Source organism: cf. Phormidesmis sp. LEGE 11477 (assembly GCF_015207105.1).
In the GTDB taxonomy this organism is placed as follows: Bacteria; Cyanobacteriota; Cyanobacteriia; order Phormidesmidales; family Phormidesmidaceae; genus Phormidesmis.
In genome coordinates this window covers 26,556-52,400 of record NZ_JADEXO010000010.1, presented here as the reverse complement: position 1 = coordinate 52,400, position 25,845 = coordinate 26,556, and the positions used below count along the sequence as shown (strand labels likewise).

28 protein-coding genes are annotated in these 25,845 nt (G+C 49.4%); 14 read left to right on the top strand and 14 right to left on the bottom strand.

Annotated elements, in window-relative coordinates:
• Window positions 1-52: 52 nt before the first annotated feature.
• Window positions 53-1,504, top strand: coding sequence for a cytochrome P450 (locus IQ256_RS05350; RefSeq protein WP_228024597.1), 1,452 nt, complete (start codon window positions 53-55; stop codon window positions 1,502-1,504).
• Window position 1,505: 1 nt separating this feature from the next.
• Here the strand turns inward: IQ256_RS05350 and IQ256_RS05345 are convergent, their stop codons facing one another.
• On the bottom strand, window positions 1,506-1,823 hold the full coding sequence (locus tag IQ256_RS05345) for a hypothetical protein (RefSeq protein ID WP_193854515.1): 318 nt from the start codon (window positions 1,821-1,823) through the stop codon (window positions 1,506-1,508).
• Window positions 1,824-1,912: 89 nt separating this feature from the next.
• On the opposite strand from IQ256_RS05345, the gene IQ256_RS05340 reads away from it, so the two are divergent.
• A complete protein-coding gene (locus tag IQ256_RS05340) occupies window positions 1,913-2,128 on the top strand; it encodes a hypothetical protein (protein WP_193854514.1) in 216 nt (71 codons plus the stop codon).
• 59 nt (window positions 2,129-2,187) lie between these two features.
• Here IQ256_RS05340 and IQ256_RS05335 read toward each other — a convergent pair whose 3' ends face one another.
• Together IQ256_RS05335 and IQ256_RS05330 are read right to left on the bottom strand one after the other, a co-directional pair.
• A complete protein-coding gene (locus tag IQ256_RS05335) occupies window positions 2,188-2,505 on the bottom strand; it encodes an alpha/beta fold hydrolase (protein WP_370623349.1) in 318 nt (105 codons plus the stop codon).
• 153 nt (window positions 2,506-2,658) lie between these two features.
• Window positions 2,659-3,909 (bottom strand): glycosyltransferase, encoded by a 1,251-nt coding sequence (locus IQ256_RS05330; protein WP_193854513.1) that lies wholly within the window; start codon window positions 3,907-3,909, stop codon window positions 2,659-2,661.
• A 406-nt stretch (window positions 3,910-4,315) separates the two neighbouring features.
• Here IQ256_RS05330 and IQ256_RS05325 point away from each other — a divergent pair, with 406 nt between their 5' ends.
• The 8 genes from IQ256_RS05325 to IQ256_RS05290 all read left to right on the top strand — a co-directional run bounded on the left by IQ256_RS05325 (window position 4,316) and on the right by IQ256_RS05290 (window position 11,312).
• Window positions 4,316-4,690, top strand: a complete 375-nt coding sequence (locus IQ256_RS05325) for a metal-sensing transcriptional repressor (protein ID WP_370623348.1) — start codon at window positions 4,316-4,318, stop codon at window positions 4,688-4,690.
• Window positions 4,691-4,736: 46 nt separating this feature from the next.
• Window positions 4,737-6,374 carry an ABC transporter substrate-binding protein gene (locus IQ256_RS05320; RefSeq protein WP_228024596.1) on the top strand — a complete coding sequence of 546 codons (1,638 nt, stop codon included), beginning with the start codon at window positions 4,737-4,739 and terminating at the stop codon, window positions 6,372-6,374.
• Window positions 6,359-7,372, top strand: coding sequence for an ABC transporter permease (locus IQ256_RS05315; protein WP_193854512.1), 1,014 nt, complete (start codon window positions 6,359-6,361; stop codon window positions 7,370-7,372). The genes IQ256_RS05320 and IQ256_RS05315 overlap by 16 nt, the downstream gene beginning before the upstream one ends.
• Window positions 7,369-8,235: an ABC transporter permease gene (locus IQ256_RS05310; protein WP_193854511.1), complete on the top strand. Its 867-nt coding sequence runs from the start codon at window positions 7,369-7,371 to the stop codon at window positions 8,233-8,235. The genes IQ256_RS05315 and IQ256_RS05310 overlap by 4 nt, the downstream gene beginning before the upstream one ends.
• 2 nt (window positions 8,236-8,237) lie before the next feature.
• Window positions 8,238-9,167 (top strand): ABC transporter ATP-binding protein, encoded by a 930-nt coding sequence (locus IQ256_RS05305; protein ID WP_193854510.1) that lies wholly within the window; start codon window positions 8,238-8,240, stop codon window positions 9,165-9,167.
• Window positions 9,154-9,804, top strand: a complete 651-nt coding sequence (locus tag IQ256_RS05300; RefSeq protein WP_193854509.1) for an ABC transporter ATP-binding protein — start codon at window positions 9,154-9,156, stop codon at window positions 9,802-9,804. Before IQ256_RS05305 ends, IQ256_RS05300 begins: the two co-directional genes overlap by 14 nt.
• Window positions 9,805-10,016: 212 nt before the next feature.
• Window positions 10,017-10,547, top strand: a complete 531-nt coding sequence (locus IQ256_RS05295; protein ID WP_193854547.1) for a hypothetical protein — start codon at window positions 10,017-10,019, stop codon at window positions 10,545-10,547.
• 246 nt (window positions 10,548-10,793) lie between these two features.
• On the top strand, window positions 10,794-11,312 hold the full coding sequence (locus tag IQ256_RS05290; RefSeq protein WP_193854508.1) for a universal stress protein: 519 nt from the start codon (window positions 10,794-10,796) through the stop codon (window positions 11,310-11,312).
• Window positions 11,313-11,443: 131 nt separating this feature from the next.
• Here the strand turns inward: IQ256_RS05290 and IQ256_RS05285 are convergent, their stop codons facing one another.
• The 4 genes from IQ256_RS05285 to IQ256_RS29450 form a co-directional block, all read right to left on the bottom strand.
• Window positions 11,444-13,393 (bottom strand): hypothetical protein, encoded by a 1,950-nt coding sequence (locus IQ256_RS05285; RefSeq protein ID WP_193854507.1) that lies wholly within the window; start codon window positions 13,391-13,393, stop codon window positions 11,444-11,446.
• Window positions 13,394-13,397: 4 nt separating this feature from the next.
• A complete protein-coding gene (locus IQ256_RS05280) occupies window positions 13,398-13,811 on the bottom strand; it encodes an HdeD family acid-resistance protein (RefSeq protein ID WP_228024594.1) in 414 nt (137 codons plus the stop codon).
• Between the two features lie 138 nt (window positions 13,812-13,949).
• Complete coding sequence (locus tag IQ256_RS29455) at window positions 13,950-14,216, bottom strand: hypothetical protein (RefSeq protein ID WP_228024593.1); 267 nt, start codon at window positions 14,214-14,216, stop codon at window positions 13,950-13,952.
• Between the two features lie 215 nt (window positions 14,217-14,431).
• Window positions 14,432-14,782: a DUF389 domain-containing protein gene (locus IQ256_RS29450; protein ID WP_228024592.1), complete on the bottom strand. Its 351-nt coding sequence runs from the start codon at window positions 14,780-14,782 to the stop codon at window positions 14,432-14,434.
• A gap of 277 nt (window positions 14,783-15,059) precedes the next feature.
• Between IQ256_RS29450 and IQ256_RS05270 the strand changes: the two genes are divergently transcribed.
• Genes IQ256_RS05270 through IQ256_RS05260 form a run of 3 tightly spaced genes read left to right on the top strand, consistent with a single transcriptional unit; the run spans window position 15,060 to window position 17,988 of the window.
• Window positions 15,060-16,091: an AI-2E family transporter gene (locus IQ256_RS05270; RefSeq protein ID WP_193854505.1), complete on the top strand. Its 1,032-nt coding sequence runs from the start codon at window positions 15,060-15,062 to the stop codon at window positions 16,089-16,091.
• A gap of 39 nt (window positions 16,092-16,130) precedes the next feature.
• Window positions 16,131-16,985: an endonuclease/exonuclease/phosphatase family protein gene (locus tag IQ256_RS05265; protein WP_193854504.1), complete on the top strand. Its 855-nt coding sequence runs from the start codon at window positions 16,131-16,133 to the stop codon at window positions 16,983-16,985.
• Between the two features lie 46 nt (window positions 16,986-17,031).
• The gene (locus tag IQ256_RS05260) at window positions 17,032-17,988 is read left to right on the top strand and encodes a YegS/Rv2252/BmrU family lipid kinase (protein WP_193854503.1); all 957 of its coding nucleotides are present in this window, start codon (window positions 17,032-17,034) and stop codon (window positions 17,986-17,988) included.
• A 43-nt stretch (window positions 17,989-18,031) separates the two neighbouring features.
• On the opposite strand, the gene IQ256_RS05255 is transcribed toward IQ256_RS05260, so the two are convergent.
• The 7 genes from IQ256_RS05255 to IQ256_RS05230 form a co-directional block, all read right to left on the bottom strand.
• Entirely contained in the window at window positions 18,032-18,739 is a 708-nt protein-coding gene (locus tag IQ256_RS05255; protein ID WP_193854502.1) for a phosphatase PAP2 family protein, read from the bottom strand.
• Window positions 18,740-18,846: 107 nt separating this feature from the next.
• Window positions 18,847-21,249: an FUSC family protein gene (locus tag IQ256_RS05250; protein WP_193854501.1), complete on the bottom strand. Its 2,403-nt coding sequence runs from the start codon at window positions 21,247-21,249 to the stop codon at window positions 18,847-18,849.
• Between the two features lie 22 nt (window positions 21,250-21,271).
• The gene (locus IQ256_RS05245) at window positions 21,272-22,153 is read right to left on the bottom strand and encodes a YihY/virulence factor BrkB family protein (RefSeq protein WP_193854500.1); all 882 of its coding nucleotides are present in this window, start codon (window positions 22,151-22,153) and stop codon (window positions 21,272-21,274) included.
• A 359-nt stretch (window positions 22,154-22,512) separates the two neighbouring features.
• On the bottom strand, window positions 22,513-22,683 hold the full coding sequence (locus IQ256_RS05240) for a hypothetical protein (RefSeq protein ID WP_193854499.1): 171 nt from the start codon (window positions 22,681-22,683) through the stop codon (window positions 22,513-22,515).
• A 5-nt stretch (window positions 22,684-22,688) separates the two neighbouring features.
• Window positions 22,689-23,825, bottom strand: a complete 1,137-nt coding sequence (locus IQ256_RS05235; RefSeq protein ID WP_193854498.1) for a YbaY family lipoprotein — start codon at window positions 23,823-23,825, stop codon at window positions 22,689-22,691.
• A 241-nt stretch (window positions 23,826-24,066) separates the two neighbouring features.
• Complete coding sequence (locus IQ256_RS29445; RefSeq protein ID WP_228024591.1) at window positions 24,067-24,237, bottom strand: hypothetical protein; 171 nt, start codon at window positions 24,235-24,237, stop codon at window positions 24,067-24,069.
• A 40-nt stretch (window positions 24,238-24,277) separates the two neighbouring features.
• Window positions 24,278-24,658 carry an SDR family NAD(P)-dependent oxidoreductase gene (locus tag IQ256_RS05230; RefSeq protein WP_228024590.1) on the bottom strand — a complete coding sequence of 127 codons (381 nt, stop codon included), beginning with the start codon at window positions 24,656-24,658 and terminating at the stop codon, window positions 24,278-24,280.
• Between the two features lie 95 nt (window positions 24,659-24,753).
• Between IQ256_RS05230 and IQ256_RS05225 the strand changes: the two genes are divergently transcribed.
• Complete coding sequence (locus tag IQ256_RS05225) at window positions 24,754-25,833, top strand: alpha/beta hydrolase (protein WP_193854497.1); 1,080 nt, start codon at window positions 24,754-24,756, stop codon at window positions 25,831-25,833.
• The last annotated feature ends 12 nt before the right edge of the window (window positions 25,834-25,845 follow it).

Genomic DNA, 25,845 nt, shown 5'->3' with positions numbered 1-25,845 from the left:
AATTTAACGTTCGTTACAAATAGATAAGCTGAATTGATAGGAACAAGCCGAGATGAGTCTACAACCCACCAAGATGAGTGTTCAAAACAGCGAGATGCTGGGAATGCCCGAAGATATGCCTGGAGAGCCAAGCAATCCTATAATTGACGGGCCAAAAGCCAAAGGGTGGCGTCGTCTGCTACGGGTTTTCTACCTGATTTTGCAGCCTACCCGCTACATGGACGACAACGTTCAGCGGTATGGCACTACCTTCCAAATTGGCGCAGATAGTGAATCACCGCTGGTGTATGTGGGCGAGCCAGAGATGGTGCGAGAGATTTTCGCGCTGGACGCTAGCACGGCTGAAACTGGTAGTAACAACCGAGTGCTGCAGCCAATGGTGGGCAATCACTCTATCTTGCTGCTAGATGGCGAGCCTCACCGTCGGCAGCGTAAGCTACTGATGCCGCCTTTTCATGGCGATCGCCTGCGATCCTACGGAACGCTAATTTGCAATATCACTCGTCAGGTCAGTGCTGACTGGCAAGTAGGCCGCTCGATTGTAGCCCGCCCGCCCATACAGTCGCTGACGATGGGCGTGATTTTACAGGCCGTGTTTGGCCTCAGAGAAGGAGAGAGGCTCTCTCAGCTACAGCAGCAGCTAAGTACTTTGCTAGACTTCTTTTCCTATCCCATCAGCGCCAGCTTCTTATTCTTTCCAGGCTTGCAGAAAAACTGGGGTGTGTGGAGTCCTTGGACAAGGTTCACTCGATTGCGTGAAGAAGTGCGATCGCTTATCTATGCAGAAATCCAAGAGCGCCGCCAGCTTCTCCAGAACTCAGAGCAGGTTCAAACAGAAAAGACCGACATCCTGACGCTTCTACTTCAGTCGAGAGACGAACAGGGAGAGGCGATGACCGACGCAGAACTCCATGACGAATTGGTCACGCTGCTACTAGCCGGACACGAAACAACCGCCTCCGCCGCCGTCTGGCTGCTGTATTGGATTCACTATCTACCCGAGGTTCAAAGCAAGCTACGCGCTGAACTAGCAGAGCTTGGTCCCCAGCCCGATCCGATGGCTATCCTACAGCTTCCCTACCTGAACGCCCTCTGCCTAGAGACGCTACGGATCTATCCGATTACGCCAACGACATTTATCCGCGTTTTAAAATCGTCTCAGACTATTGCCGGACATCACTTCAAAGCCGGAACCGCCTTAATGCCTGCGACCTACGTCGTCCACCAGCGCCCAGACATCTACCCAGAGCCGAAGCAATTTCGCCCAGAGCGCTTTCTAGAACGTCAGTTTGCGCCTTATGAGTTTCTGCCCTTTGGTGGCGGTCATCGGCGCTGTATTGGCTCTGCCCTAGCGATGATGGAACTTAAACTCAGCGTGGCGACGCTACTACAAGACTTTGAGCTAGCACTGGTACGGCCTCGTCCACTGCGGCCCGCTCGTCGAGGCTTGACGATGGCACCGCCTGCTTCTATGCGGTTCAAAGTGCGCTCAAAGCGAGATTGACTCACATACTCAAAGAATTAAGCCCTAGCGTCATCAGAGCTGCCAGCCCGATGAGCCCTAGCGCTCTGCGAAAGTAGTTGACGCCGTCAAAGAGTTCTTGCCATGCCCAGGTGAACAAAGCACCGAACGCAAAGAGTTCTGCGGCCCTTTGTAGCTGTCCGCTGGGCAGTAGGGACTGAAGAATGGCGGCAGCAACGCCGACGAGAACAGGCAAATTAGGCGGCTGAGCAACTACGATATTGCCTTCACTATCTCGGAAGATCCGGTCAAAGAGGGTGACCTCCTTTACTTCTAAAGACTGATTCGATTGGGATGACATGAGCACTGCCTCAAAGCTGCAATAGATAGAATTGATGCTAACGCTAGACTAGGCCGCATAGCCTACGTCAAACGTTAGAACAAAGTCGATTGCTCGAAAATGTCATCGAAGCTGTCAAACGGATCGTGCCTGTTCTAGGATTCTTTGGTTATCAGCCACTGGCATGTACTCACAGACAGGGCTTACGCAGCGATCTAGAACGACTAGAGAACAATACCGTTTCTTCACTCATCGATAGCTTGAAGCGGCGTGGTGTAGCTGACGATGTGATTCAAGAAGCACTAAGTGAGGCCGTAGGAGGATAGCGCCTCCCCTCCTTGCTTAGTTAAAGACTTTAACAAAGCAAAGCCAGCACTATACAATCTCATTTGAGAAAGGTGAGAAGCGCATCTGAGAACTGTTCAGGCGTGTCTTGCTGCACCCAATGGGAAGCGCCTTCAATTGCTTGGAAACGCGCGGTTGGAATCTCACTAGCTAGCCGTGCGCCGTCTTCTGATTTCTGCCAAGGATCGTCCATCGCCCAAACCGAATTAGAGATGACCAATCGATTAACTAAAGAGGCATGTTCGATCGCCAAAATCAGCGCCACCGCGCCGCCCGTATCATGACCGACTACGTCTACTCGATCTAAGCCAAGAGCCGACAAGAATGCAACAATCATTCGGGCTTGATCTTGAGTCACTACGTTATCTCCTACACGACTACAGGTTAGAACGTGAATTGATTAGAAACAGACCCGCTGCTAAACAACCTACTTCTAACGACTATCCGACAGTTTTAAACAAGCGGTAAGACGATGCTTAAAGGTTCAATAGAGCCGCACTTCCTAGCTCCCTTACAGGTGGCGTTTTACAATCTGAATGGCCTGAGCTACGCCATCTTCAGCGCTGATCTTTTCACCTATAGACTCAGCATTCTGGCGCATTCTAGGGCTTGATATTGCCTCCCGTATTGCCTGCGTCAGACTGTCTGTACTCAGATGCTTCTGAGGAATTGGCTGCGGGCCTACCTCTAGCTTGTAAATTTGCTTTCCCCAGAAGGGCTGATCGCCAAAGAACGGACAAACTACGGTAGGTTTACCCGCCCTTAGCCCAGCGCCAGTTGTGCCTGCGCCACCGTGATGAACGACTGCGCTACATCGAGGAAATAGCCAATCATGAGGAGCGCTCTCTAGCATATAAACATTCTCTGGAATTTCTGACAGCTCTAGGTCGAAGAGGCCACCCCATCCTATTGCTAAGATAGCCCGCGTTTTAACTTTTTGAATAGCTTCAAGAATCAGGTTTGTTGTATAGCGCGCATCACGAGCAGCCATGCTGCCAAAGCCAACGTACACAGGTGCTTCTCCTTCTGCTAGAAACGCTGCTAGTTCCGCAGGCGGCTCCCAGGCTTTGTCACAGTCTAGAAACCAGTATCCGGTCACGTGTGAGCTATTCTTCCAATCGTTGGGTACAGGCATAACCGCAGAGCTGTAGCCATACAGTATTGGGACTGGCCTTCCTCGCATTGTTAGCTCACTACTGAAAGGAGGAAGATTTAGCTGTTCTTTTCGCCAGCGGTTGATAAAGCCTCGGTACGGTAATAGAGAAGCTTTGAGAAAGAGCGTATGGCTCAGCCAGTTGAGTAGATGGCCGCGATCGCCCCCACCCAGGATGGGATTAAAGAACTCGCCTGTAGGTGAATACAGAGGAAGTGCCACTGCCAGAATTCCAGGTATCCCTAGCTTATCGGCAATGTGGTAGCCAGCCAATGGCTTGGGATGATAGATGACCATATCGGGTTTTATGCGCTGCGCGATCGCCCAGGCATCGTCCATCATCTGCCGCAGCATTATCTTAATTCTCTTCAGATCAAACGACTTCTTTCCTGCAAGGGCAGCGCTTCCTTCATCGGTCTGCGCCATCTGAGCAAAAGGTGCCCGCATCGGCGCAAACCCGACACCGTGACTAGCAATCAACGTAGAGAAGGTTGAATCGGTGCCTATCGTAACCTCAAAGCCTTCTCGCTGTAGACCTTTCGCCAACGCTACATACGGTTGTACATCCCCTCTCGAACCAGCCGTGAGAATTAGAATATGCTTACTCATAGAGACTACGGAGACTGCATACGGCTTTTGACTTGGCTACCGCTAATCTATTGTCTCATCTTCGCTGTTTAGAGACAGATAATAAAATTAGCAGTCAGCAAAACCAGCGGCGGATATTAGTGGTCTCTAGCAGGAACCGAAGGCATCGAAAGAGAATTTGCTGAATAAGAATAAGTCGTCTGAGTCAGTAAACAGCTCAAGGGTTAAATTAGCCCTCATATCCCCTCCCCCCGGATTGTTTTGGGGGTCTTTGAACGTTAACGTACTTAGAAAAGTAAACACAAATTCACAAATAAAAGTAGCAGAAACCATTGCCTTTATTGGTGCCAAAGGCTCCGGCAAATCGACGCTGCGGCTACCTCTTATATAGTTGCGATTTTTTACTCCGCCCACTACGCATTACTCAGTGAAGCCTTTACCAAGTCAGCCAGCCGAAGCCCGTCTAAATGAAAACAGCCACTTGAACGAAACAATACCTGCTGCCGTCCATCAGCATGGTCAGGGCGCTGCTCACGTTCATAGCGCAGCGTCTCAAAAGCGAATCGTCAACCGTCTTTCGCGGATTGAAGGCCATATTCGCGGTATCAAAAGCATGGTGCAAGAAGATCGTCCCTGCCCAGATGTGCTTACTCAAATTGCAGCGGTTCGCGGTGCCTTAGACGGCGTCGCTCGCTTCGTGTTAGACGAACACTTGAGCGAGTGTATTACCAGAGCTGCTGATGAAGGCAGTATTGAGGCAGAAGTAGAAGCGCTCAAAGCAGCCCTTGACCGGTTTATCTAGGCCATGCTCTATCCACCTACAGTACTACTTTAGTCAATTGATAGTTATGAAACGAGATCGTTTAATTAGGTTTTTTAGCGCTTTGGTAATGGGTTTGACGATTACAAACTGTGCCTCGACCACAGCAGAGCAAAACACAAACAACAATGCGGCTGAAAACCTACCTGCTCAGTCTGGTTCTGCTGAGCAAATCGTGCTTGCCATCGGCGGTGAAAGCGAAGAGGGCTATGACCCCACCTTAGGCTGGGGCCGATACGGGGCACCGCTGTTTCAAAGTACGCTGCTCAAGCGTGATGAAGACTTAAATATTGTCAACGACCTAGCTACCGACTACAGCATCAGTGAAGACGGTAAAACCTGGACGGTGATGATTCGAGAAGATGCTGTCTTTTCTGATGGAGAACCGCTAACCGCTGCAGATGTGGCTTATACCTTCAACAAAGCCGCAGAGAGCGGTGGGCTAACGGATGTCACCCAGCTAGAGAGCGCAACTGCTGTAGATGAGAGCACTGTAGAGCTGACGCTAAAGCAGCCTCAAAGTACCTTTGTGAATCGACTGATTACGCTGGGAATTGTACCAGAACACGCCCATGGAGAAGACTACGCTCGCAGCCCTATCGGCTCTGGCCCTTACACCCTGGTGCAGTGGGACGAAGGCCAACAGCTCATTGTAGAAGCCAACCCTGACTACTATGGTGAGGCTCCGGGCATAGAGCGACTGGTGTTTTTATTTGTTGAAGAAGATGGGGCTTTTGCGGCGGCTAAGTCTGGGCAGGCACAGGTTGCCGCTGTGCCCCAGTCGCTAGCGGTACAACAGATTGAAGGCATGACGCTACGAGATGTTGTTAGCGTTGATAATCGAGGACTGATGTTTCCTTATTTACCCACGAATAGTAAACAAACGCCGGATGGCGATCCGATTGGTAACGATGTGACTGCTGACCTAGCAATTCGACAGGCGGTTAACTACGCGGTCGATCGTCAGGCTATGGTTGATGGCATTTTGGAAGGGTATGGGTCGCCTGCTTACGGGCCGGTGAGCGGCTTGGCCTGGGAAGAGCCTAAAGCTAGCATCGAAGATGCCCAACCAGAGAAAGCCAAAGAGATTTTATCTGAGGACGGCTGGGTCGATAGCGACGGTGATGGAATTGTTGAAAAAGATGGGATGAAAGCTGAATTTACAATCTTGTATAAGGCGGACGACAGTATTCGTCAGGCGCTGGCCCTTTCTACTGCTGAAATGCTTGAGCCTATTGGCATTCAGGCCAACGTAGAAGGGAAGAGCTGGGATGATATTGAGCCACTGATGCACAGCAATGTGGTGGTATTTGGCTGGGGCAGTCACGACCAAACAGAAATGTACAATCTGTATCATTCGCAGTCAGCACAAGGAGACTATTACAACACGGGCTACTATGCTAATTCTGCCATTGACAGTACGCTGGACTTGGCGATGGGCGCGCCTTCAGAAGCAGAGGCTATAACTTACTGGAAAGCGGCTCAGTGGGATGGCGACCAGGGCGTAACGACCAAAGGTGATGCGGCCTGGGCGTGGCTAGTGAATTTAGATCATACCTACTTTGTTGATGACTGCCTAGACGTTGGCCAGTTGCAGGTAGAACCCCACGGCCATGGCTGGCCGATTACTGCGAATATTGCTGACTGGGCATGGACATGCGAGTAAAGCCTCTGCTTTTATTTATAGTGATATTTGCGGCACAAAAGCTGTTGAGACTCGGACTGTTGTTGATGGCAGTCGCTGTTTTTACCTTCGTGCTGCTGAGCTTCTCACCGATTGATCCAGTAAAGGCTTATATCGGTGCGGATATGATGCAAATTAGCCCCGAACAACAAGTACTGATTGCCGAGCGGTGGGGGCTAGATCAGCCAATAGGAGAGCGCTTTCTCGACTGGCTAGGACAGCTTGTGCAGGGTAATTTGGGAACGTCTCTAGTGTTCAATCAGCCGGTGAGTGAAGTGATTGCTTCGCGGTTTCAGGCGTCTTTGCAGATGCTGGCGATCGCATGGCTTTTCTCTGGACTACTCGGCCTAGCTTTGGGCATCACCGCAGGCGCACTACAAGGCCGCTGGCCAGATCGACTTATCCGGTTCTATGCTTATACGCTAGCCTCCGCGCCGACATTTTGGGTCGCCCTTTTACTGCTAATTATCTTTGCCGTGTCGTTCAAAATAGCGCCTGTCTGCTGCGCTGCGCCGCCTGGTGTACTCTCTCAAAATGTGACATTCTGGCAGCGCTTACACCATCTGCTACTACCGGCTGCTGCCCTCAGCATTATTGGCATTGCCAACATTACTTTGCACACGCGCCAGAAGCTAATCGACGTTCTCCACAGCGACTATGTGCTGTTTGCTCGCGCTCAGGGCGAAAGCCTATGGAACATTGTGCGCTACCACGGGTTTCGCAACATTCTTTTACCAGCTATTACGCTACAGTTTGCCTCCCTTAGCGAGCTGTTTGGCGGGTCCGTGTTAGTAGAACAGGTATTTGCCTATCCCGGACTAGGAGAAGCGACCGTACAAGCCGCACTGCGTAGCGATATTCCCTTACTAGTAGGAATTGTGTTTTTTAGCGCTCTGTTTGTTTATACAGGCAATACGCTAGCGGATTTGGCCTATCCGGTCATTGATCCGCGCATTCGTTTGGGAGATTCCTTGACATGACGTTGATTGCACCTACGCGGCCAGACTCTCCCCCTCTAAAGCAACAAAACAACAGAAGACAGCAGACTTTAACGGCGATCGCTATAGGCGGTATTTTTCTTTTAGCCATCATCGTGAGTCCTTGGATTTTAGGAGATTCAGGGCTAGGGACTATGCTTCCCGAGCGCAATCAGCCGCCTTCATGGGGACATCCTTTTGGCACCGATTGGCTAGGCCGCGATATGTTGAGGCGATCGCTTCACGGCCTTTCATTAAGTCTGCGGGTGGGCTTGCTTGCCGCTAGCGTCAGCGCCCTGATCGGCACAGGCTTAGGCTTAGTCGCCGGTACGGTTGGCGGTTGGGTAGATGCGGTCATCATCTGGGTTATTGATGTCTTTTTTAGCCTGCCTCACCTTGTGCTGTTGATTCTAATTGCTTTTGCGGTCGGCGGCGGCACCAAAGGCGTGATTATTGCCGTTGCCCTTACGCATTGGACGAGCTTAGCGCGGGTAATTCGAGCGGAAGCGCTGCAGGTGAGCAGTGCCGATTACGTACAGCTCTCTCGCCGCCTGGGTAAACCATCGCTTTGGATTGCCCGTCATCATATGGTGCCTCATATTGTGCCGCAGCTACTAGTGGGACTTATTCTGTTGTTTCCACATGCTATTTTGCATGAAGCGGCTTTGTCATTTATTGGCATTGGTCTATCGCCTCATCTACCAGCGATTGGAATTATCTTGGCCGAGTCGATGCGTCATCTCTCTACCGGCTACTGGTGGCTAGGGGTGATGCCTGGACTGCTGCTATTGCTTTCGGTAAAAGCGTTTGACTGGCTCGGAGAGAATGTGCGATCGCTTCTCGATCCTAAAACTAGCCAGGGATGATTATGCTATCAATCTCGAACCTAGGCGTTACCTTCACCCAGTACAATCAGGGGCTACGCCGCAAGCAGCTTACCGTTATCACAGATCTAGATTTAGATGTGCAGTCAGGTGAAGTGGTAGCGGTGGTCGGTGCCAGCGGCTCGGGCAAAAGTCTCTTAGCCCATGCGCTATTAGGAATTTTGCCAAAGAATGCAGCGATCAGCGGCACGATGCGATTTCAAGGGGAAATGCTGACGCCCAAGCGTTGCCAGTCACTGCGCGGCAAGGCCATTGCGCTGATTCCTCAGTCCGTTGGCTATTTAGATCCGCTGATGAAAGTCGGCGCTCAGGTTCAACGAGTCGCACAGCTCACAGGATGCTCTAAAGCAGAGGCCAAGACTGGCGTAGATAGAACCTTTACTCGTTATGATTTGCCTATGAATGTGCGCGATCGCTATCCCTTCCAGCTTTCGGGAGGCATGGCCAGACGGGTGCTCGTCTCTACCGCCGTAGTGACTAAAGCCCAGCTTGTGATTGCTGATGAACCCACCCCAGGGCTTCATCCTGATGTTGTAAAAGAAACGCTTAGTCATCTACGAGAGTTAGCAACAGAAGGCCGTGGCGTCATTTTAATCACGCACGATATTGAAGCTGCCTTGCAGATTGCTGATCGGGTAGCCGTCTTTTATGCTGGAACAACAGTGGAAATTGCTGCTGCGCGAGACTTTCATAGCGGTAACTTGCGCCATCCCTACACTCAAGCGCTATGGCGATCTCTACCGCAAAATGAATTCATGCCAGTACCAGGCAATCAGCCGAGTCCTGAGCAGTTGCCAACAGGATGCTTATTTAGCGATCGCTGCCCTTGGGTAAGTGAGATCTGCGACGCTGAACGGCCCCAACTAAGAAAAGTACGCGAAGGCTGGGTGAGGTGCGTTCATGCTAAAGGGTAATCATCTGTGGTTTCGCTACGGCAATCAGCAGCCCTGGATAGTTAAAAACAGAAGTTTGATTGTAGCACCGGGCGAAGTACTGGGTCTGATGGCTCCGTCGGGCTATGGCAAGACAACTTTAGGGAAATTGCTGGCAGGTTATCTATCGCCGACGAAAGGAACAGTAACTATTGAGGGCCAATTATTGCCCACAAAAGGCTACTGCCCGGTGCAGCTTGTCTTTCAGAATCCCGAGCTATCGGTAAATCCTCGTTGGCGCATTCGTCAGATCCTTCGAGAGGGCTATTCTCCAGACCCCGCTTATCTACAAGCTTTGGGTGTTCATTCCGGCTGGCTCAATCGCTATCCTCATGAGTTAAGTGGCGGTGAGCTACAGAGAATTGCGATCGCCCGTGTCCTCAATCCATCTACTCAATACCTCATTGCCGACGAAATGACCGCCATGCTAGATGCCAATACCCAAGCACTAATCTGGCAGTCCGTACTCTCGTTTGTAGCAAAGCAACAGATAGGACTAGTGGTCATTAGTCATGAGGCGTCCTTACTTCAGAAACTTTGTGATAGAACTTTAAGGCTAGCCGATAGCCCATCACTCTCTCGCGACTCGATCCTAAAGAGGAAGATACCTACGATTTGAGAACTCGTGTATAGGGACTAATTAAATGTCGTGATGACAGATTAGTGTCGTCAATCCTAAACCCCTGTGGAGAGCTATTTTTGGAGGTCATTTTATTTTGAAAGGTTGTTTCAAGAGTCTCTTAAAAGTGACAAATTGACTATCGAAAGAGACAAAAGTGACAAATTAGCCGTCACAGTTCCGTATGTTTCGCAAAAAGACTCCTGCCCGATATGACGTCTGCCAGCTTGGTCGGATTTGTGTTGGGATTCGTGGGTGTTGTAGGGTTAGTCGGTTGGGAGAGCGTAGCGACGGCTTCTGGGTGCTGGTTGGCCGTTGGTGCTTGTTTGCTGGCGTCTTTGACGTATGTGATCGCAGCTCCCTATGCGAAGCAAATCCTATCTGGTATTTCCTCTTTAGCGGTGATGACAGGCTCACAGTTAGGCGCGGCACTATTTCTAGTGCCTGCTATTCCGTTCACCGTTCCTAGAGAATTGTTGTCTATGGGTATACCACTAAATGTTTTGATGTCTATCATTGCCTTCAGCCTAATGATGCATATGATGCCTATGGAACAGTCACTGCTGGTGATGTTGTGGGTTCAAGTTTTTGCCTTTGGTCGCGATACCAAACAAGTTCGGATGTACGAGATTATGACTGAGCCTTGCGTCGTTCTAAATCCTAACTTGATGATTGAATATGCAGCGCGTTTACTGACTCAACACAATATGGCGATATTGTCCCCGTCAGTGATATCGCATTAGTTTTAACTAACTTGGAAGCGATTATTAGGCAGATATACCCGCCGGTATTTATTGCTATTTTGGTGAGCGATTATGTTAGCAGTCGTAAGTAATTTTCCATAGACGACTTTAGCGAGCTATGTCTAAAGAATGATAGTTCTGCCTAATTGCGACAAACTCGTAACCTTTGCTTGCAGTTTTTTTAACGCCATTTATAATTGGTAACGTGCTATACAGAAAAATTTTCTCAAATCAGGAGCTTTTTGGATGTTGAATAAAATCTTAGTCACTATCGACGAGTCAGGTTCTAGTGAGTGGGCCTTCGATACGGCGCTAGCGATGGCCAAATCTCTCCAGGCCGAGCTGCATTTAGTTCATGTACTAGATCCGTTTGCTTCTGGTAGCCCTAAGCATCCTCTCACTTCAGTGGATAGTTTCTCCAAGGTGGTAGAAACGTCTAAAGAGGAAACCTATGAGCAAGAGTGGGACCAGTTTGAAAGCGAGTTCGGTGCGCTGCTGAAACAAAAGCAGGCAGAGGCTGAAGCTGCTGGTGTTACGGCGACTTACTCGCAGGCTAAAGGAGAGCCAGAAAGAAAAATCTGTGAGGTTGCAAGGATAAATAATATCGATTTGATTGTGACTGGCAATCGCGATCGCACAAATCCTAGCAGCATCAGTACCTATCTGGTTCGTCACGCCCCTTGCTCAGTCACCGTTGTGCATCCAAAAGCGCATAATCGAGTGATTTCTAGCGAAAGTCGCCAAATGGCTGCTGCCGTACAGTAATCATCAAACAACCTTTCCTTGCTGCAATTTAGTAAGGTGCAACCGATTGCAAAAATGCTCAAAGTATGATGGATTTAGAACATACTCTGGACACGCTATTGAGCGTTTTGGGGGAGGATGTCGCAGCTAAGTCATAATCGGAGTGACATCGGCGCAACAGGTTCAATATTGGGGTTCTCTCCACCTACTTGAGCGGTGCATAATATCCATGCTGATGCCCCCTTATTCAAAAAGGCTTCGGTTACCTCATCGCTTGTTAGTCGGGGTAAGAGCGTGCGCCAGCTGATGATTGCACGAATGACGTTTTGAATGAAATCGTCTCCTAGGGTACTGCCGAGTACATCAGCATGAGTCTTCCAGTCGGCGCGGGCCGTTCCCCAGGGAAGCAATAGATGCTTTAGGGTTTCTGTTAGCTGCTCTAACTCATCTAGCCCGCTAGCCTGTTTGGGGTATTGTTGTTTCCACTGTTCAATATTAAGACTAGTAAGAATTGAGCGAGCAATGTATCGCAGTGCAGAGTACAATGCCTGATTAGCATCTTGAACGCAGTTATTAGCAGGTCCAACAAAGGTAGCACCTGTGCCGTCACCGATGCGATAGCGAGCGGCCATAATTTCTAGCTCGTACATGAGGCGATCTAGGGGCGATCGCCGCCAGCTATCTCCAGCATAGTCGCCCGTAAACTCGTCTAGCTTAATCAGGGTATCGACGACCGGACGCAGACCCAGGATGCCAAAAGCGCGATCGCCCATATAGCGCGACCAGTGAAGGCTACCGGCAATTAATCCCTCATGGTTGTGCGTATAAATTTGGTGATAAATAATCTCGAATCGCAGCTCACCGCTTAAAGGCTCGCGCACGACCTCTGCCGTTCCATAGGCAAAGTGACCGAAGTACAGCAGCGCTTTGGCAGCAGGTTCAGCCTTTTTACCCCCGACCCCGCCGTAAACATGAATTACCAAAGCCCGCTGACCCTCAGCCCAGGGAGACTGCTTTGGCTGAGAATGAGGTGCTAGTAAAACTGAATTCACCGTACCCTTTTTATCTTTTAGATGATGCCAAGCTTCTTTTCTAAAGTAGTGCTTAGCGACTTCCTTTTCTGTAATAGTGTGCTCAGGCTCTGCCCGTAGCAGCGCACGAGGGGCAAGCGCTTGAACGACAAACAATCCCGAGTCATCCTGCGTGCCATAGATGTACCATCCCATTTGATTCAGAGCAGAGTCTGCTAACCCTTTGGCTGTAGCCGGGTGCGTGTCGTTGCTATTCGCCGGTACAGAAGGAGCTTTTACCGTTTCTTCTAACCCGTCAAACTGGCCTGAAGCTGAGTTGAAATGGATTACCTTGAACAGATCGCGCTCTGGTTCTGGTGCGCCTAAAGAGGATTCATCAAACTTCACTAGCCCATAGTATCGACCTGTAATTTGCACGGGCTCGCGGTCAATATACAAGATAGGCGATGCAACGCTCTCGCTCTTCGACTGTACGGTCACCGAGCTGGGCAGCATAACCATCACATCATCTACAGGATGAGCGCCCGCTAGCGATTCTAAGGGGCTAACCTGCCGCCAGTGATTGAGCCGAGTGGGATGAATCCTGCCTGCTTTAACGCTGGCTTTGGCCTGAGCGCTAAAATGAACATCTTTAGTGACCGCATCGGCATATGCCTTTGTTTCTGGCGCGCTGCTAAGGCACAGTGTCACTATTTCGCCGACGAGATGCCGAAAGCTCTCTGGCGCGTGATGCACTTCTAAGAAAACATCGCCAGCGGTCTGTCTTTTGTCTTCGGCTGGCAAGATCAAGCGGCCCATCCAGGGAGCGATCGCCTGGTAATGCTTGGGTGAAAGCGATTGGCGAATGGGATAGGTTTCTGGTCTGTTAGGGGCGATTGCACGAAACCGCTCGTAGTTACTCAGCTCACGGCTTGATTCACGGCTTGATTCAAGGTTCGATTCAAGGTGGACTGAGTAATTCTGTTCATTCACGCTTTTGCTATCTGAACCGCTAAGAGCAATCGCCATCACGAAGTCAAGCATTTGCCGCAGATTTGTATACCTATCGGGTGAACCCTGATCAGAATCCATAGCTCTAATATGTAGACGCTGAGCGAGAAGACAGCGCTATCATCCAAATGCCGTCACACAGCAGGCTAACGCCCACCCAAACGCCGAGCAGCCAACCTACATTGAAAGGCCATTCTGACCAAATAAAGATGCCTAAGATGATGCCTATAATTCCGCTAAATAGTAGCACACCCCAATTGCTTGCAGGTTTTATAGCAAAAGCAGAAATGACTCTGACAACGCCTTGCAAGAAGATAGTAGCGCCTAGGATGAACGTTAGCGCGATCACACCTGAAAGGATGTCCGTCAAAATGACAAAACCAGCGACGAGGTAGAGAATACCTAGCAGCAGCTTCCATCTGAGGTCGCCACTTCTGATCTGTCTATTTGTGACCTCTCTAGCGGTATCTCTTCTTCTTTCCGAACCTGTAGGTTTCATGCTGAGCGCCCCCATGACAAAGTCTTGTTTTATAGCTCAAATTTTTAGGAATTATTATTAACAACAAAGTAACGCTACTGAAATACACGGATAAATACATATATCTTTTGGTTGATAATTTGTATACAGTAAAAGTCCTTATTCAATCGGCGCTGAAGAGGGATTTCGACCCTCTCTCACAATTTGTTTAATTTGGCTTGTCTGTAAAACTAGAGAGAACCGTTGTCCTGTCTCCTTCTCAACGAAATCTTCTAATATTCCTATCTGCTTTGGTGTCGGCTTTTGATCGCCTATAACAGCAATTCCGACAACGGCCTCAGGCGGTCTGCTGCTCCAGTCGGTTCGGATACTCACTAGCTCTAGCTGCTGAAAGGTTTCTGTACGATTTACTAAAACTGCTTGCACCAGTACCTCTAGCGCTGACTGCTTCCCATAGATGTCCGTAGCCTATGCCTAGAGGAACAACTAATATGCTGGTAAAAAGAACCGTTTTCTTGAGTGCCTTGTTGCCGCGCCGCAGTGAAACATAGCCTGCCGCCAGAAACACTAGCATGCAGGAGAGCGTGATGCCGAGCAAGTTGGTTATGTACAAAAGCGCCGCGCCTGAACTTAGTGACCAGTCAGCTTGGAGATAGGCCCAACCCAACCACATAAAGAGGCGGCATCAGAGCTACCGCGATCGCCGTTCCAGCCAGACTCGAAGAAATTCTAGGTTCTACTTTGGTAAGGCCGCTGATAGCACCCGCTGCGACCGCAATTCCTAAGTCTATGAGAGTGGGCTGTGATCGCGACAAAATCTCACTGCCGAACGAAGGAAGGCTCACCACCATACCAATTAGCCACGCAAAAGCTATCGATAGAACCGTCCCTACAAAGATAGTCTCTATCGCTTTGCGAAACGAAGATTCATCACCAGCTAACGCTGAGAAGGCTAAGCATCTAATCGACAGCATTAAAGGGGCAATAATCATCGCGCCGATAATCACAGCAGCGCTGTTAGAGAGTAGTCCTAGCGTTGCGATTCTCCACAGGAGAGGCTACGCCATCGCGCAAGATCCTATCGTCAGAGAAAGGGAGTAGAGGTCTAGCGCAGCCTCTTCCGCTAGGCTGGTTTTCATGTTCCTTAATCGATCTATATTGGGTTTTTCCGTCCTGAAAGTCTTGAACCAGCGGTGCGGTTTCATAGGTTGGTTCCAATAATGTGACTAACTAAATCATCATAAGTTGAAAGCCAACTAGAGAAACAATATGAAAAAGCAGCCAACGATAGTCTCTACGCTAGTCGCTTTCGCTAGCGTGGTCTTGATCGTCGCTGGACTAAAAGCCATGGCTGGCCTGCTCACGCCCATTCTGCTCTCTCTCTTTTTAGTATTGGTCACCTACCCTATTCTGGCTTGGTTAAAAGGCAAGGGGTTGCCTCACTGGCTAGCCTATCTTTTAGTGCTTTTGAGTGTTGTTGCTGTAGGCGCTCTGACTGTCCTTTTTCTAGTAGACTCTGTTAATGAACTGATAAACCTCCTGCCTGCCTACAGCGACCAAATTGAAGCACAGGTGAATAGTTTGTGGCTGTGGCTAAAAGAGCAAGGCGTTACTTTAGACGATGTTCAATCGTTGAGTTGGTTTCAGCCCGAACGCATTGTTAGTCTTTCTCTTTCTCTAACGTCTAGTCTACTAGGCATACTGTCTGATACTGGACTGACGCTGCTGATCTTCGTTTATATGTTGGCTACGGCTTCTAGCTTTTCTAAGCTGCTCAAAAGAGGACTCAAAGATAGTCCACAAGCGCTGCAGCGAACTGAAGAATTTGCCCAAAGCACTAGCTCTTATCTGATGATTAAGGGCTGGCTCGGCGCGCTAACCGCGCTAGTGCAAATGCTGTTGATGTGGTGGCTAGGCTTAGATTTTACAGTCCTGTGGGGAGTGCTCTCGTTTGCTTTTAACTTTGTTCCTAATATTGGCTTTTACATCGCGCTTGCGCCGCCGCTGCTCATTGCCTTAGTTGAACTTAGTTGGGCAAAGGCTGCGCTGTTCGCAGTAGGCTATATTGCTATCAATAACTTCTTCGATATAGTCATTGCGCCTCGCTACTTATCTAAAGGACTAGACTTATCGATCTTAGTGACTTTTCTTGCTGTTGTAATCTGGGCCTGGATATTAGGGCCTGCCGGTGCCTTTTTAGCTTTACCGCTGACGATCATGGTCAAAAAGCTTCTGCTTGAGCCCTTTCCTCAAACTCGGCTCGTTGCCAAGCTAATGGGTTCAGCGAGCGGAGATACGTAGGGTTAGGTTGTTAGATATGATATTGCGATAGTAGGTGTGATGTTGCAATCGCTTGCAAATCTGTTTGGTTTAGACCCGGCTGAGAGTCAGGTAGTAGAAGGCGGTACCTTTTCAAAGGCCGAACTGCCCAACCAGGATCTGTGTATTCTTAATTGGAACATCGCTAAGCAGAACCACAAACTGCCTTTACAACAGGAATTTCTGAAAATCTTCCACCAGCAGCGACCTCAGCTTTGTTTTTTCCAGGAAGCGCGCCTAGCTTGGCCAGAAGCTTACTCGCTGATGTCTCTGCCAAAAGAGAGCCTAGAAGGGAGCACAGAAGAGAGCAAACTAACGACAGGTCTCGGCTGGTATTTTACTCCGAACTTAATTCACCGATACCAGGGTTATGCAGCAGGGGTGCTGACCGCTTCCACCGCACCGGCACTAAATAGCGCCACTTTGCACAGTCAGTACTATGAGCCTTTCTTACAAACGCGAAAACTGGTTTTGGTCACAGAGTATCCAATCGCTCAGCGACAGCAAACGCTATGGGCGATCAATGTACACGGTATTAACTTCGTGCGCTCTCACAAGTTTCAAAAACAGATACATCAAATCGAGCAGGCGATCGCCGATCATTCTGGGCCTTTAATCTTAGTCGGAGACTTCAATACCTGGCGACCTAAGAGAATGCAGATACTTCAGACGGTTATTCGCAGACTTGGGCTACAGGCTGTGGATTTCTCTTTGTCCTATCGCAGCGATCTCAAACGTTTTATGCGCTCAGATCCATTGGATCATATTTTCTATCGCGGTCTCACGCTTCAGCCACACCATGCAAAAGTGTTCGGTGAAATGATCTCATCTGATCATAAACCGATGGTGGCTAAGTTTGATATTATCGCCAGTTAAGTACAGAAAAGCGCATACCTTCTACCGCAGCTAATATCCTAGATTCATGTCTGACACATTTCCTTCTTCTACTCAACCGTCTGCAAGAGAGCCAGAAAGAAGACGGGTAGCTCACCTGATTTTCAACCCTGTAGCGGGCCACGGCAATGCCGAGAAGGATTTGGCACTGATCAAAGAGCTATTGGTGCCGCATCTAAGCATCAGAGTCCATCAAACAACTAAAGAAACTAATCCGGCAAAATTAGTTCAAAACGCCCTCATTCAAAAACCAGACCTGATTATTGCTTCGGGCGGCGATGGCACCGTTTCTGCGGTAGCGGGCGCTTTAATCAACAAACAAATTCCGCTAGGCATTATTCCTAGAGGGACTGCGAATGCCTTTTCAGCAGCTTTAGGCATTTCTGGAATTATGCCGATTCGTAGGGCTTGCCAGATTATTTTGGACAATCATACTAAATCGGTTGATGCTGCTTACTGTAACGGGACTCCCATGGTCTTGCTAATGGGTATTGGGTTTGAAGTCAGCATGATCGAAGGGGCCGATCGTGAAAAGAAAGATAAGTGGGGTACGCTCGCCTACTTAATGGCGGGCTGGCAAGCTTTGAGTGAGCGGAATCATTTTGAGGTTGAGGTGACAGCCAATGGTAAAACCTATCCAGCATTTGAGGCAGGCTCTGTGATGGTGGCGAATGCAGCACCGCCAACTTCTGTACTAGCCCACGGCGAAGGAGAGGTTGTAATCGATGATGGACTGTTGGATATTACGATTGCGACTGCAGAGAGTAAGGTGAATGCGATCGCAACGCTGCTGAGTCTTTTGGGCGCAGCAGTCGCGAAAACTGAAACAGATCGGCCCAATGTGCTTCACGGTCGCACCCGCCGACTGACGATTGACGCTAACCCGCCTCAGAAGGTCGTAATAGACGGTGAGATTGCCGGAACAACGCCTGTTGAAGTTAGCTGTATTTCGAATGGCCTGTTGGTGTTTTCGCCGACAGAATAGCGTCGCGCTTAGCGTTTATTTTTGAGCGTTTATTCTTGAGTGTTTATTCTTGAGTGACACTAGCCTGCTTTTCCTGAAGCCGCATTAATACAATACAAACCGTAATCCATAGAAATCCGATGCCATAGCCAGCGAGAATATCCGTAGGCCAGTGAACGCCTAAGTACAGCCGACTGAAGCCGATGGCGACGATTAGAAAAATACCCACTAAGCGCCAAATCAGACTGTATCGCGGATACAGCGTGATCAGTAGGTACGACAAAAAGCCGTATAGTACCATAGATCCCAAAGCATGACCGCTAGGATAGCTAAAGGTTGTTTCTGAAATTAGCTGAGGCCATAGCTGGGGGCGCGGCCTATTGAAAACCAGCTTTAGCACGTAGCTAAGCACTGCGCCGCCGATCGCATTGAGCGCAAAGAATTTAGCCTCTAATTGGTAGCGCTGCCACCATAGAAAACAGAAGATGATTACCGTAAGGGGAACAACTGTCCTTGGATCGCCTAGCCGAGTAATGCCGACCATTACAGCATCTAAGACTGGATTTGCAAACTGATGAATATATAAAAGAATATGTTTATCGAAGGCAAATGATTCTCTTTCTAAAATTTCGTCGGAGAGATGGGCAAGCACATACAAAGTCAACGCACAAGCAGCTAGCCAAGCAATGCCAAAAAAGGCCACGAATGAAGCAATTTTTGGGTTTACTTTCTGTGTCCAGAGATAAGCAAGATGGTTAAAGAGCTGCTGCATAGTTTTTGGGATGAAATGAACGAGATGTGAATCTACCTAAGGATGGGAAAGTAGGGACATAGCATGCTGCGCCCCTACGAGATGATACGTTATTCGGCAGAAATCACCTACAGTGTCTTTCCCAGTCTAGCCGCTACGCTATGTATGCCCTCTGTAGCCCGCACGATTTGACTAAGCTCTGTGGCAACAGGCGTTTGCGACTTTATCTGCTGCAGTGTGGGCGTTGTCTTAGGGAGATCTGCAGTTAGTTCTTGGAGGCGATCGCGGTGCAGCTTTTGAATGCGATCGCAAACGTCATCTAGATAGTCATCTAGCGGCGGCAGCGGCTGAAGCGGCAGCTTTTGGCCTAGCGCCCTGGCCACAGTCAGCAGTGCCTGCTCAAGGGCATCAGCAAGCGGCTCAATATAGCAGAACGCCTCGCTATCGATATTCTCTTTGAGGTGCTCAGCAAGCATTGCCGTAGAACTAAATAAGCTGCGGGTATAGAACAGCAGCGCCATCACCGGTTCAATCTCGCCTTGAAGATGGCGCGGTTCGCTAAAGAGCCTTTGAGCGGCAGCTTCGGCGTTTGAGTTCTGGAGGGCAGCCTGATGGCGCAAGCGATGTAGCGAGCTGGTAAACGTTGGATCGATTCTTTTAGCGTCTGACTCTGCGCTTGGCTGACACTGGTGCAGGTACTGACTGATTGTGATTTGGAAGTAGGCTAGATTTGCCTGAAGCGTGGATTCTAGCTGAGCGGGCAGTCGCTGCTGCTCCCAGTTGGGAAATAGCAGATAGATGCCAGCAAAGGCGATCGCACCTCCAATCAGCGTATCTACAATCCGATGCACCCCTACTTCCCAGCTGCCTATGCCAGCCGCTTCAAACAGCACAACAATCCCAAGCGTCAGCATCATAATAAATAGGCTGTAGCTTAAAGGGCGCAAAGCAATCGCCGCAAATAGCGACAGTAAGAGCAACAGAATCAGCGCTAGCGGACTATGAATCACCATCACTAGAATAATTCCCACTACGCCGCCAATCACGGTGCCCAATACCCGCTGTCCAATAGTTTGAGCGGTGCCGCCATAGTTGGGCTTGAGGGCGAACAGAACGGTTAGCGTGATCCAGTAGCCTCTAGGAATGGGGAGTAAAACGCTAAGGAGCTGTGAGAGCGTGATTAAAATAGCGAGCCTGAGCGCATGGCGAAAGGTGACTGACCGGAAGGTGAGATTGTTGCTAAGGGTCTCTCTCCACGCAGTCTGCTCTGGCCGTGTCGCAACCAGTGTCGCAATAGACTGATCTGTTTGATCGATGCTTGGGCCTGGTGTCTGAGTGGGATGATTAGCCGCGTTTTGGGTGATATGTTGGGTGGCGATCACAACTCGATCGGATAGATCGTTCAAGGTGAGAACCATCTTCCTCAAATGGGCTAGTTCTGTGTAGTCGGCGGCCTGAATCTCAATGGTCTTTCTGCGGATATGGTGAATCAGACTTTTCCACTGACTTTCTAGGCGCTGCGTACTTTGCTCTAGCGCGAACAGTGAGACTGGTTGCCTAGCAGGCTGCTTTTGTTTGAGGGCAATAGATAGATCTTCAAGGGCGATCGCCACCTGTTCTATCACGCCTTTTATCTCTGGTTTAATATTAGCCAGTAAGCGTCCTGAAGCCGTTGTTATCAGTAGCCTTGCTAAAGCGTTGAGTAAACGATCGATAGCACTAGCCTCTTCAATAGATACTAGCAATCGATTGCCTCTAGAACTGCTGGCGTTCTCTGTTGTCCAGGCCGATGTCCATATATTACGCGCAGCGCTCAGAGTTTGAAGCACCCTATCTTGAGAGTGAACCCACTGCATAGACTGCTGTTGCTCAGCGTTTTGTTGTATAGACGCTTTATTTATCTGTCTATTTGTCTGTCTATTTGTCTGATAGATATCTGAACTAAGAGACTTTGCCAGCTGACTTAGCGCCGAATTGCTCTCAGCCACCGCTGCCGCAGCAGGCGCATAGGGCCGCACTATCCAAAAAATAGCAGCGACTGAGATCGCCCATAGTCCGCCCGCTACGCATAGCAAACACTGCTCCAATAGCACCGCCGGATCGGCAAAGGAAGAGAACTTCGCTAGGGAAATAACAAACATCAACAGCCCCGTCAGACAAACCCCTGTCACCGCTGCGCCCCATAAGCTAGCAAAGCTCAGCAGAAAAGAGAGAAAAAACGTCACTACCAGCGTTAGGACAGTGCGATCGCCTATTAAGTTAGCCAGCAGCAGCGCTAGGGTAACCGCAATCGTAGCCGCGCCCATTGTTTTGATCTGCCGCAGGTAGGTGCCGCTAGTCGCAATCAGGCCGACCGATAGCGCCGCCATCGTGGCAAGCACGCTCGCCCCTGGATTATGTAAAAGAAAGCCTGCGGCCACTGGCCCACCTAGAATTACAAGCATCCGTATCCCATAGGCATAGGCCGGTTTGCTAGGCTTAATCTGAAACGGCTGTAGCCAGCTGAAAGATCGTCTTTTAGGAGAGTGCATTAGCTCGGCAATAGAAGCGTGATTAAGACTTATCAGCCATCGTTGCATGACGGCTCGGTCGCACTTGATGACTGTGTCGGCAGGTGTAGGCTTGGGTCAGCTCTGCGCCGAACAGCAAGATCTGCGTAGAGTAAAATATCCACACGAGCATCACCACCAGCGAACCCGCAGCGCCGTAGGCCGATCCGATGCTGCTTCTGCTGATGTAGAACCCCAGCAGATACTTACCCAAGATAAAGAGCGCGGCGGTAATCATTGCGCCTATCCAAACGTTTTTCCAGCCTAAATCCACATCTGGTAGATACTTGTAGATCAGGGCAAACAGTAGAATGACAATCCCCAGCGAGATCAAAGCATCTGCCCACTGCCAGAGCGAAGGTATATTAGGAATAAACTCCATCTCTAGCTGAGAAAGGGTCGAGATCGCTGTGCTAACCAGCAAAGAGATCAGTAGTAAAAAGCCAATCGCTACTACCATGCCAAAAGAGAGCAGCCGTTTACGAAGCACTTGCCAAAGGTTTCTATTTTTCTTGGCTTTTACGTTCCAAACGATATTTAGCGCTATCTGTAGATGAACGAACAGGCCGGAGGCGCTAATTAGAAGAGCGATCACACCAAAAATTGAAGCCGTACTATTCAGCTCAGGCTGAGCCGCATTTCTGACGACGGATTCAACAACCTGCGCCCCTTGCGTGCCAATCAAGCCACCTAACGTATTCACGATTTCGCCTTGAGCTGCCTCTGCGCCAAAAACCGACCCGGCAATTGCGATCGCAATCACTATCAGTGGCGCAATAGACAGCACCGTATAGTAGGCTAACGCGGCAGCCAGCAAGGAAACGCGATCTTTTTGCCAACCGCTAAAAGCCCTTTTCAATAGGCCAAAAGCCGACTTTAGTTTCATTGTTCAGCCGTAGCCTTAAATCTTAGGTATTGTAGTGTCAACACTTACGGAAAGTGCGATCGCTTTCATCCGTCCTAAGTTGCATATATCGTGGCTAAACGTTTAGTAGCTGCGCTTATGTTTAACCGATGTGATTGTTTGAACAACTGCTACAAGCAGCAATAAAACAGCAATGGCTGGCACCGCTAAAGTTTTATAGGCGCAGATCATTTGTATCTTGCTTTCTGGTTAAATCGCGCTGTCTCACCTACCGATAGAAATCTACCCACTGGACGTAAATATCTGTTGCTAATTCGGTCAAAAGCGCTTTGGGCAACCGAATCTGGTAATAGCTCGCCTCGTCCATAAGATACTCTCCATCAATTGGAATAAGAGACTTCGATTGCGGCAGGAAGCGACCCAGATGAACCGACATCAGACTGTCCGTAGGCTGGCGATCTCCCTATCAGCGTTAGTGAAAATATCAGCAGCGATAGAGAGATTGCCAATCTAAGCGCGCGATCGCCAAAGCCTCTTATAGACTCGCTCATGCCGCCTACTCCTGAGGAGAAAACTGCATCGTGCCCGTATCTGCCTGAAGATCTATAAACAGCTTGCCATCTTGAAAGAAATAAATGACAGCATTTTGCAATCCCTGAAGATAGTCGGACGCGACTGACTCTGGCCCGCAGGCGGCTAGCGTTGTCGGCCCCAGTTCAACTGACAAGCTGCTGCTATCTTCAGTAAAGCTGCCCATCGCCTGGTTGCAGTCAGCGCCAATAGCAAGCTGCCCGTCATCCATAAACTCAATCGTGTAGTTACTTGGATTATCTGTGACTACTTGCGTATCGTTGTTGTAGCGAATCTGTTCTAGCTGCCAAACCGTACCGATGAGTGAAGGCTGATCGGTAGTTGCCTGCTCCTGATCCACCTGATCGACCTGCACTTCAACGCCTTCTGTTGGGTTGCCATTGGTAATAACCGGAAACTGAGTTGTGTTAATAAACTGCAAATCGCCATCTACGGTAATGCGAGATTGAACGGCATAGGTATATCGCGAATCGATTTGCCCAGCATCGTAAAGTAGCTCAAATGGGAGAGGCACCTGCCGCCCGTTAGCAACCATCTTCATGGAAGATAACGTAATCGCAGGAGCATCTGCTCTGCTAACGTCTACCAGGCTAACTTCAACGATTGCATTGGGTGGAAGCGCAATTCTAGGAAGATAGAAAACAGTGCCAGAGACGGTTCCAGAAGCCTGCTGAGGAGTGCCGTTAATCGTAACGGTTTGCTCACCTGAGTTGGCGATCGCAATCTCTATGGTCTGCTCACGTGCCGTATAGCGATAGATTACGCCCGTCTGCGTAGACTGAATCCCAGCGGGTGCGCCTAGCACTTCTGTCACGCCGGTTTGCTTGTTGTATAGATTGAACAGGATCATGGTGTCAGGTTTGTATACCCTCATCGCGAACCGATCGGTCTGCGAGAAGACAATAGTATCGTCTGGCACAATCAATGCGCGATTGTCTGCTTCTGGCATCTGCGCTATTTCTTCTGTTCTAGGAGCCTCTATTTTAGGAGCCTCTATTAGAGAACCTGTCGATTGCGCCAACGCCGCAAAGGGTGCGAAGCTAGCGATCGCGATCGCCACTAACCCAGCTCCAACTGCTGGAGAAAACACGTCTTTACTCATTATCAAACCTTATTTTTCTATTGTATTAGCAGGTCAAACAGAACCTTAAAAGAACGGAGCTTTTAACCCATCTGTACTCTATCATCGCCTTAGATAGTGCGCTCAGCAGTTACTAAAACGGTAACCAAAATATTCTTAGAGGTGTTCTTCATGCTTTATCAACTTTTAGAGGCTGCTACGATCGCGCCAGGGCAAGCGAACCGGCAGCTCGGATACAGCCTTCATCTCGCGCATAGGAACGCTACTTGCCCTTACTCGACATTTTTTGGCCGTACCAGTTCGCCCCTGGGAAGGCCGTGAGTCCATGGGCAAAGATACTCAACAGCACCGTAACCGCCATCGTATTGCCGGACTCTTGTTGATAGAGCTCATCGAAGACATATTGACAATAGAGCATTGACAATAGAGCCATAGCCAGATTCTTTCATATGCGGCGCACAGAGCTGCGATAGTCACCACATGCTAAACACACTGAGTTCAAAGACGCTAGCAAATTTCTCAACGGTAATATCTTCCGGGCTTTCTTGCCCGGCACCGCCGCTGCCTACGTTGTTAACTAAAATATTCAATCCGCTAAATGTCTCTAGCGTCTTGTCTACCATGCCAGTCAGGTCATCGTCTTTTAGCACGTTGCAAGAAACGCTCAGTCCCTTGCCACCTTTCTTCTCTATCTCATCGACTACCTTTTGGGCATCGTCTGCTTTAAAGTCGGCGACAACAACGTTAGCGCCGTACTCGGCTAGCATTAAGCAGCAGGCTTTGCCAATGCCGTTGCCGCCACCGCTAACGATCGCTGTCTTGCCACTCAAGTCAAAAAGATTGGGGGGTGTCATAGCGTGTTCCTTATCAAAAGTGTTGCGCCTACTATTACAGCGCGAATCAAACAACGCATTTTTCTAAATCCTAAGTATAAAGTGTTCTGATACGTATGATTTTCTACAACTGTTTTAGACGCACTGACGCGGCGAACCGTGCCAATATACGATCTCTCTGCCGGATTTTAACGCCTTGTCTTTTTCTTTTTATAGTCACGGCATCTGAGATTGCTAGGCCCAAACCGGCAGTCGCTGCCGAAGAAATTAGGCTGCTAGTCGGCGGGCCGATTACCCTATCAGTATCGGTAGCCTCATTAGAGACTTTTGCCCAAACCGGTGGAGTCGCTGAGGATATGCGGCTGTTTGCCAGAGTTGCTAATGAGGAAGCGCTGGCCGGATTTCGTCAGGCCCTGCAGTCTAATTTTCCGCTGACGGTTCAGCAAATTGATAATCTGGGCTATTCTGACTTGGGCCAGGATATTTTGTTCGATGTCGGTAAGGTGATTCGGCCTCATCCTAGTTTGAATGGCGATCACGCCCTCCGTGGGGCCGTCATCAAGGCCGCAGCTAATACCAGAGAAAACGGCCAACCCGCTGAATGGACAGTGCTAGACGTACTGAAGCAATATCCTAGCCAAACCATTGACTTGCGTCTGCAAGATTTGCAGGCAATTCGTCGGTTTATCACCTCATATCTGAATGATAAAGACCAAATCATTGCCACCATCCGCGCTCATGCGGCTATTCAAAGCAGCCAAGAAGCAAACCCGGTTGCGCTCAGTGAAGACCTATCCGCGCCAGGCTCGTATGCTTTTGAGACAGGCACCGTTACGCTTTCTAGAGAGGATCAAAGACAAACCTCGCAGGGTGTTCAGCCTCGCTATAGCTTCGATGTAGATACCTACATTCCGCAGGGACTCAGCGCCCCTGCCCCGGTGGTGATTGTTTCTCATGGCTATAGCGATAGTAAAGAGAACTTTCACTACATTGGTCGGCATCTCGCCTCGCATGGATTTGTTGTACTTTTGCCTAACCATGTTGGCAGCAATCTAGAATTTCGGTTGAGCTACACCGAAGGCCAACTCGATACAGCAATGAATCCGTCGGAGTATATTAGTCGCCCTGAAGAAATCTCTTACCTGATCGATTGGCTAGAAGCGAGAGTGGCTAGTTCGCCTGTTTGGGCCGAATAGGTAGATCTCGAT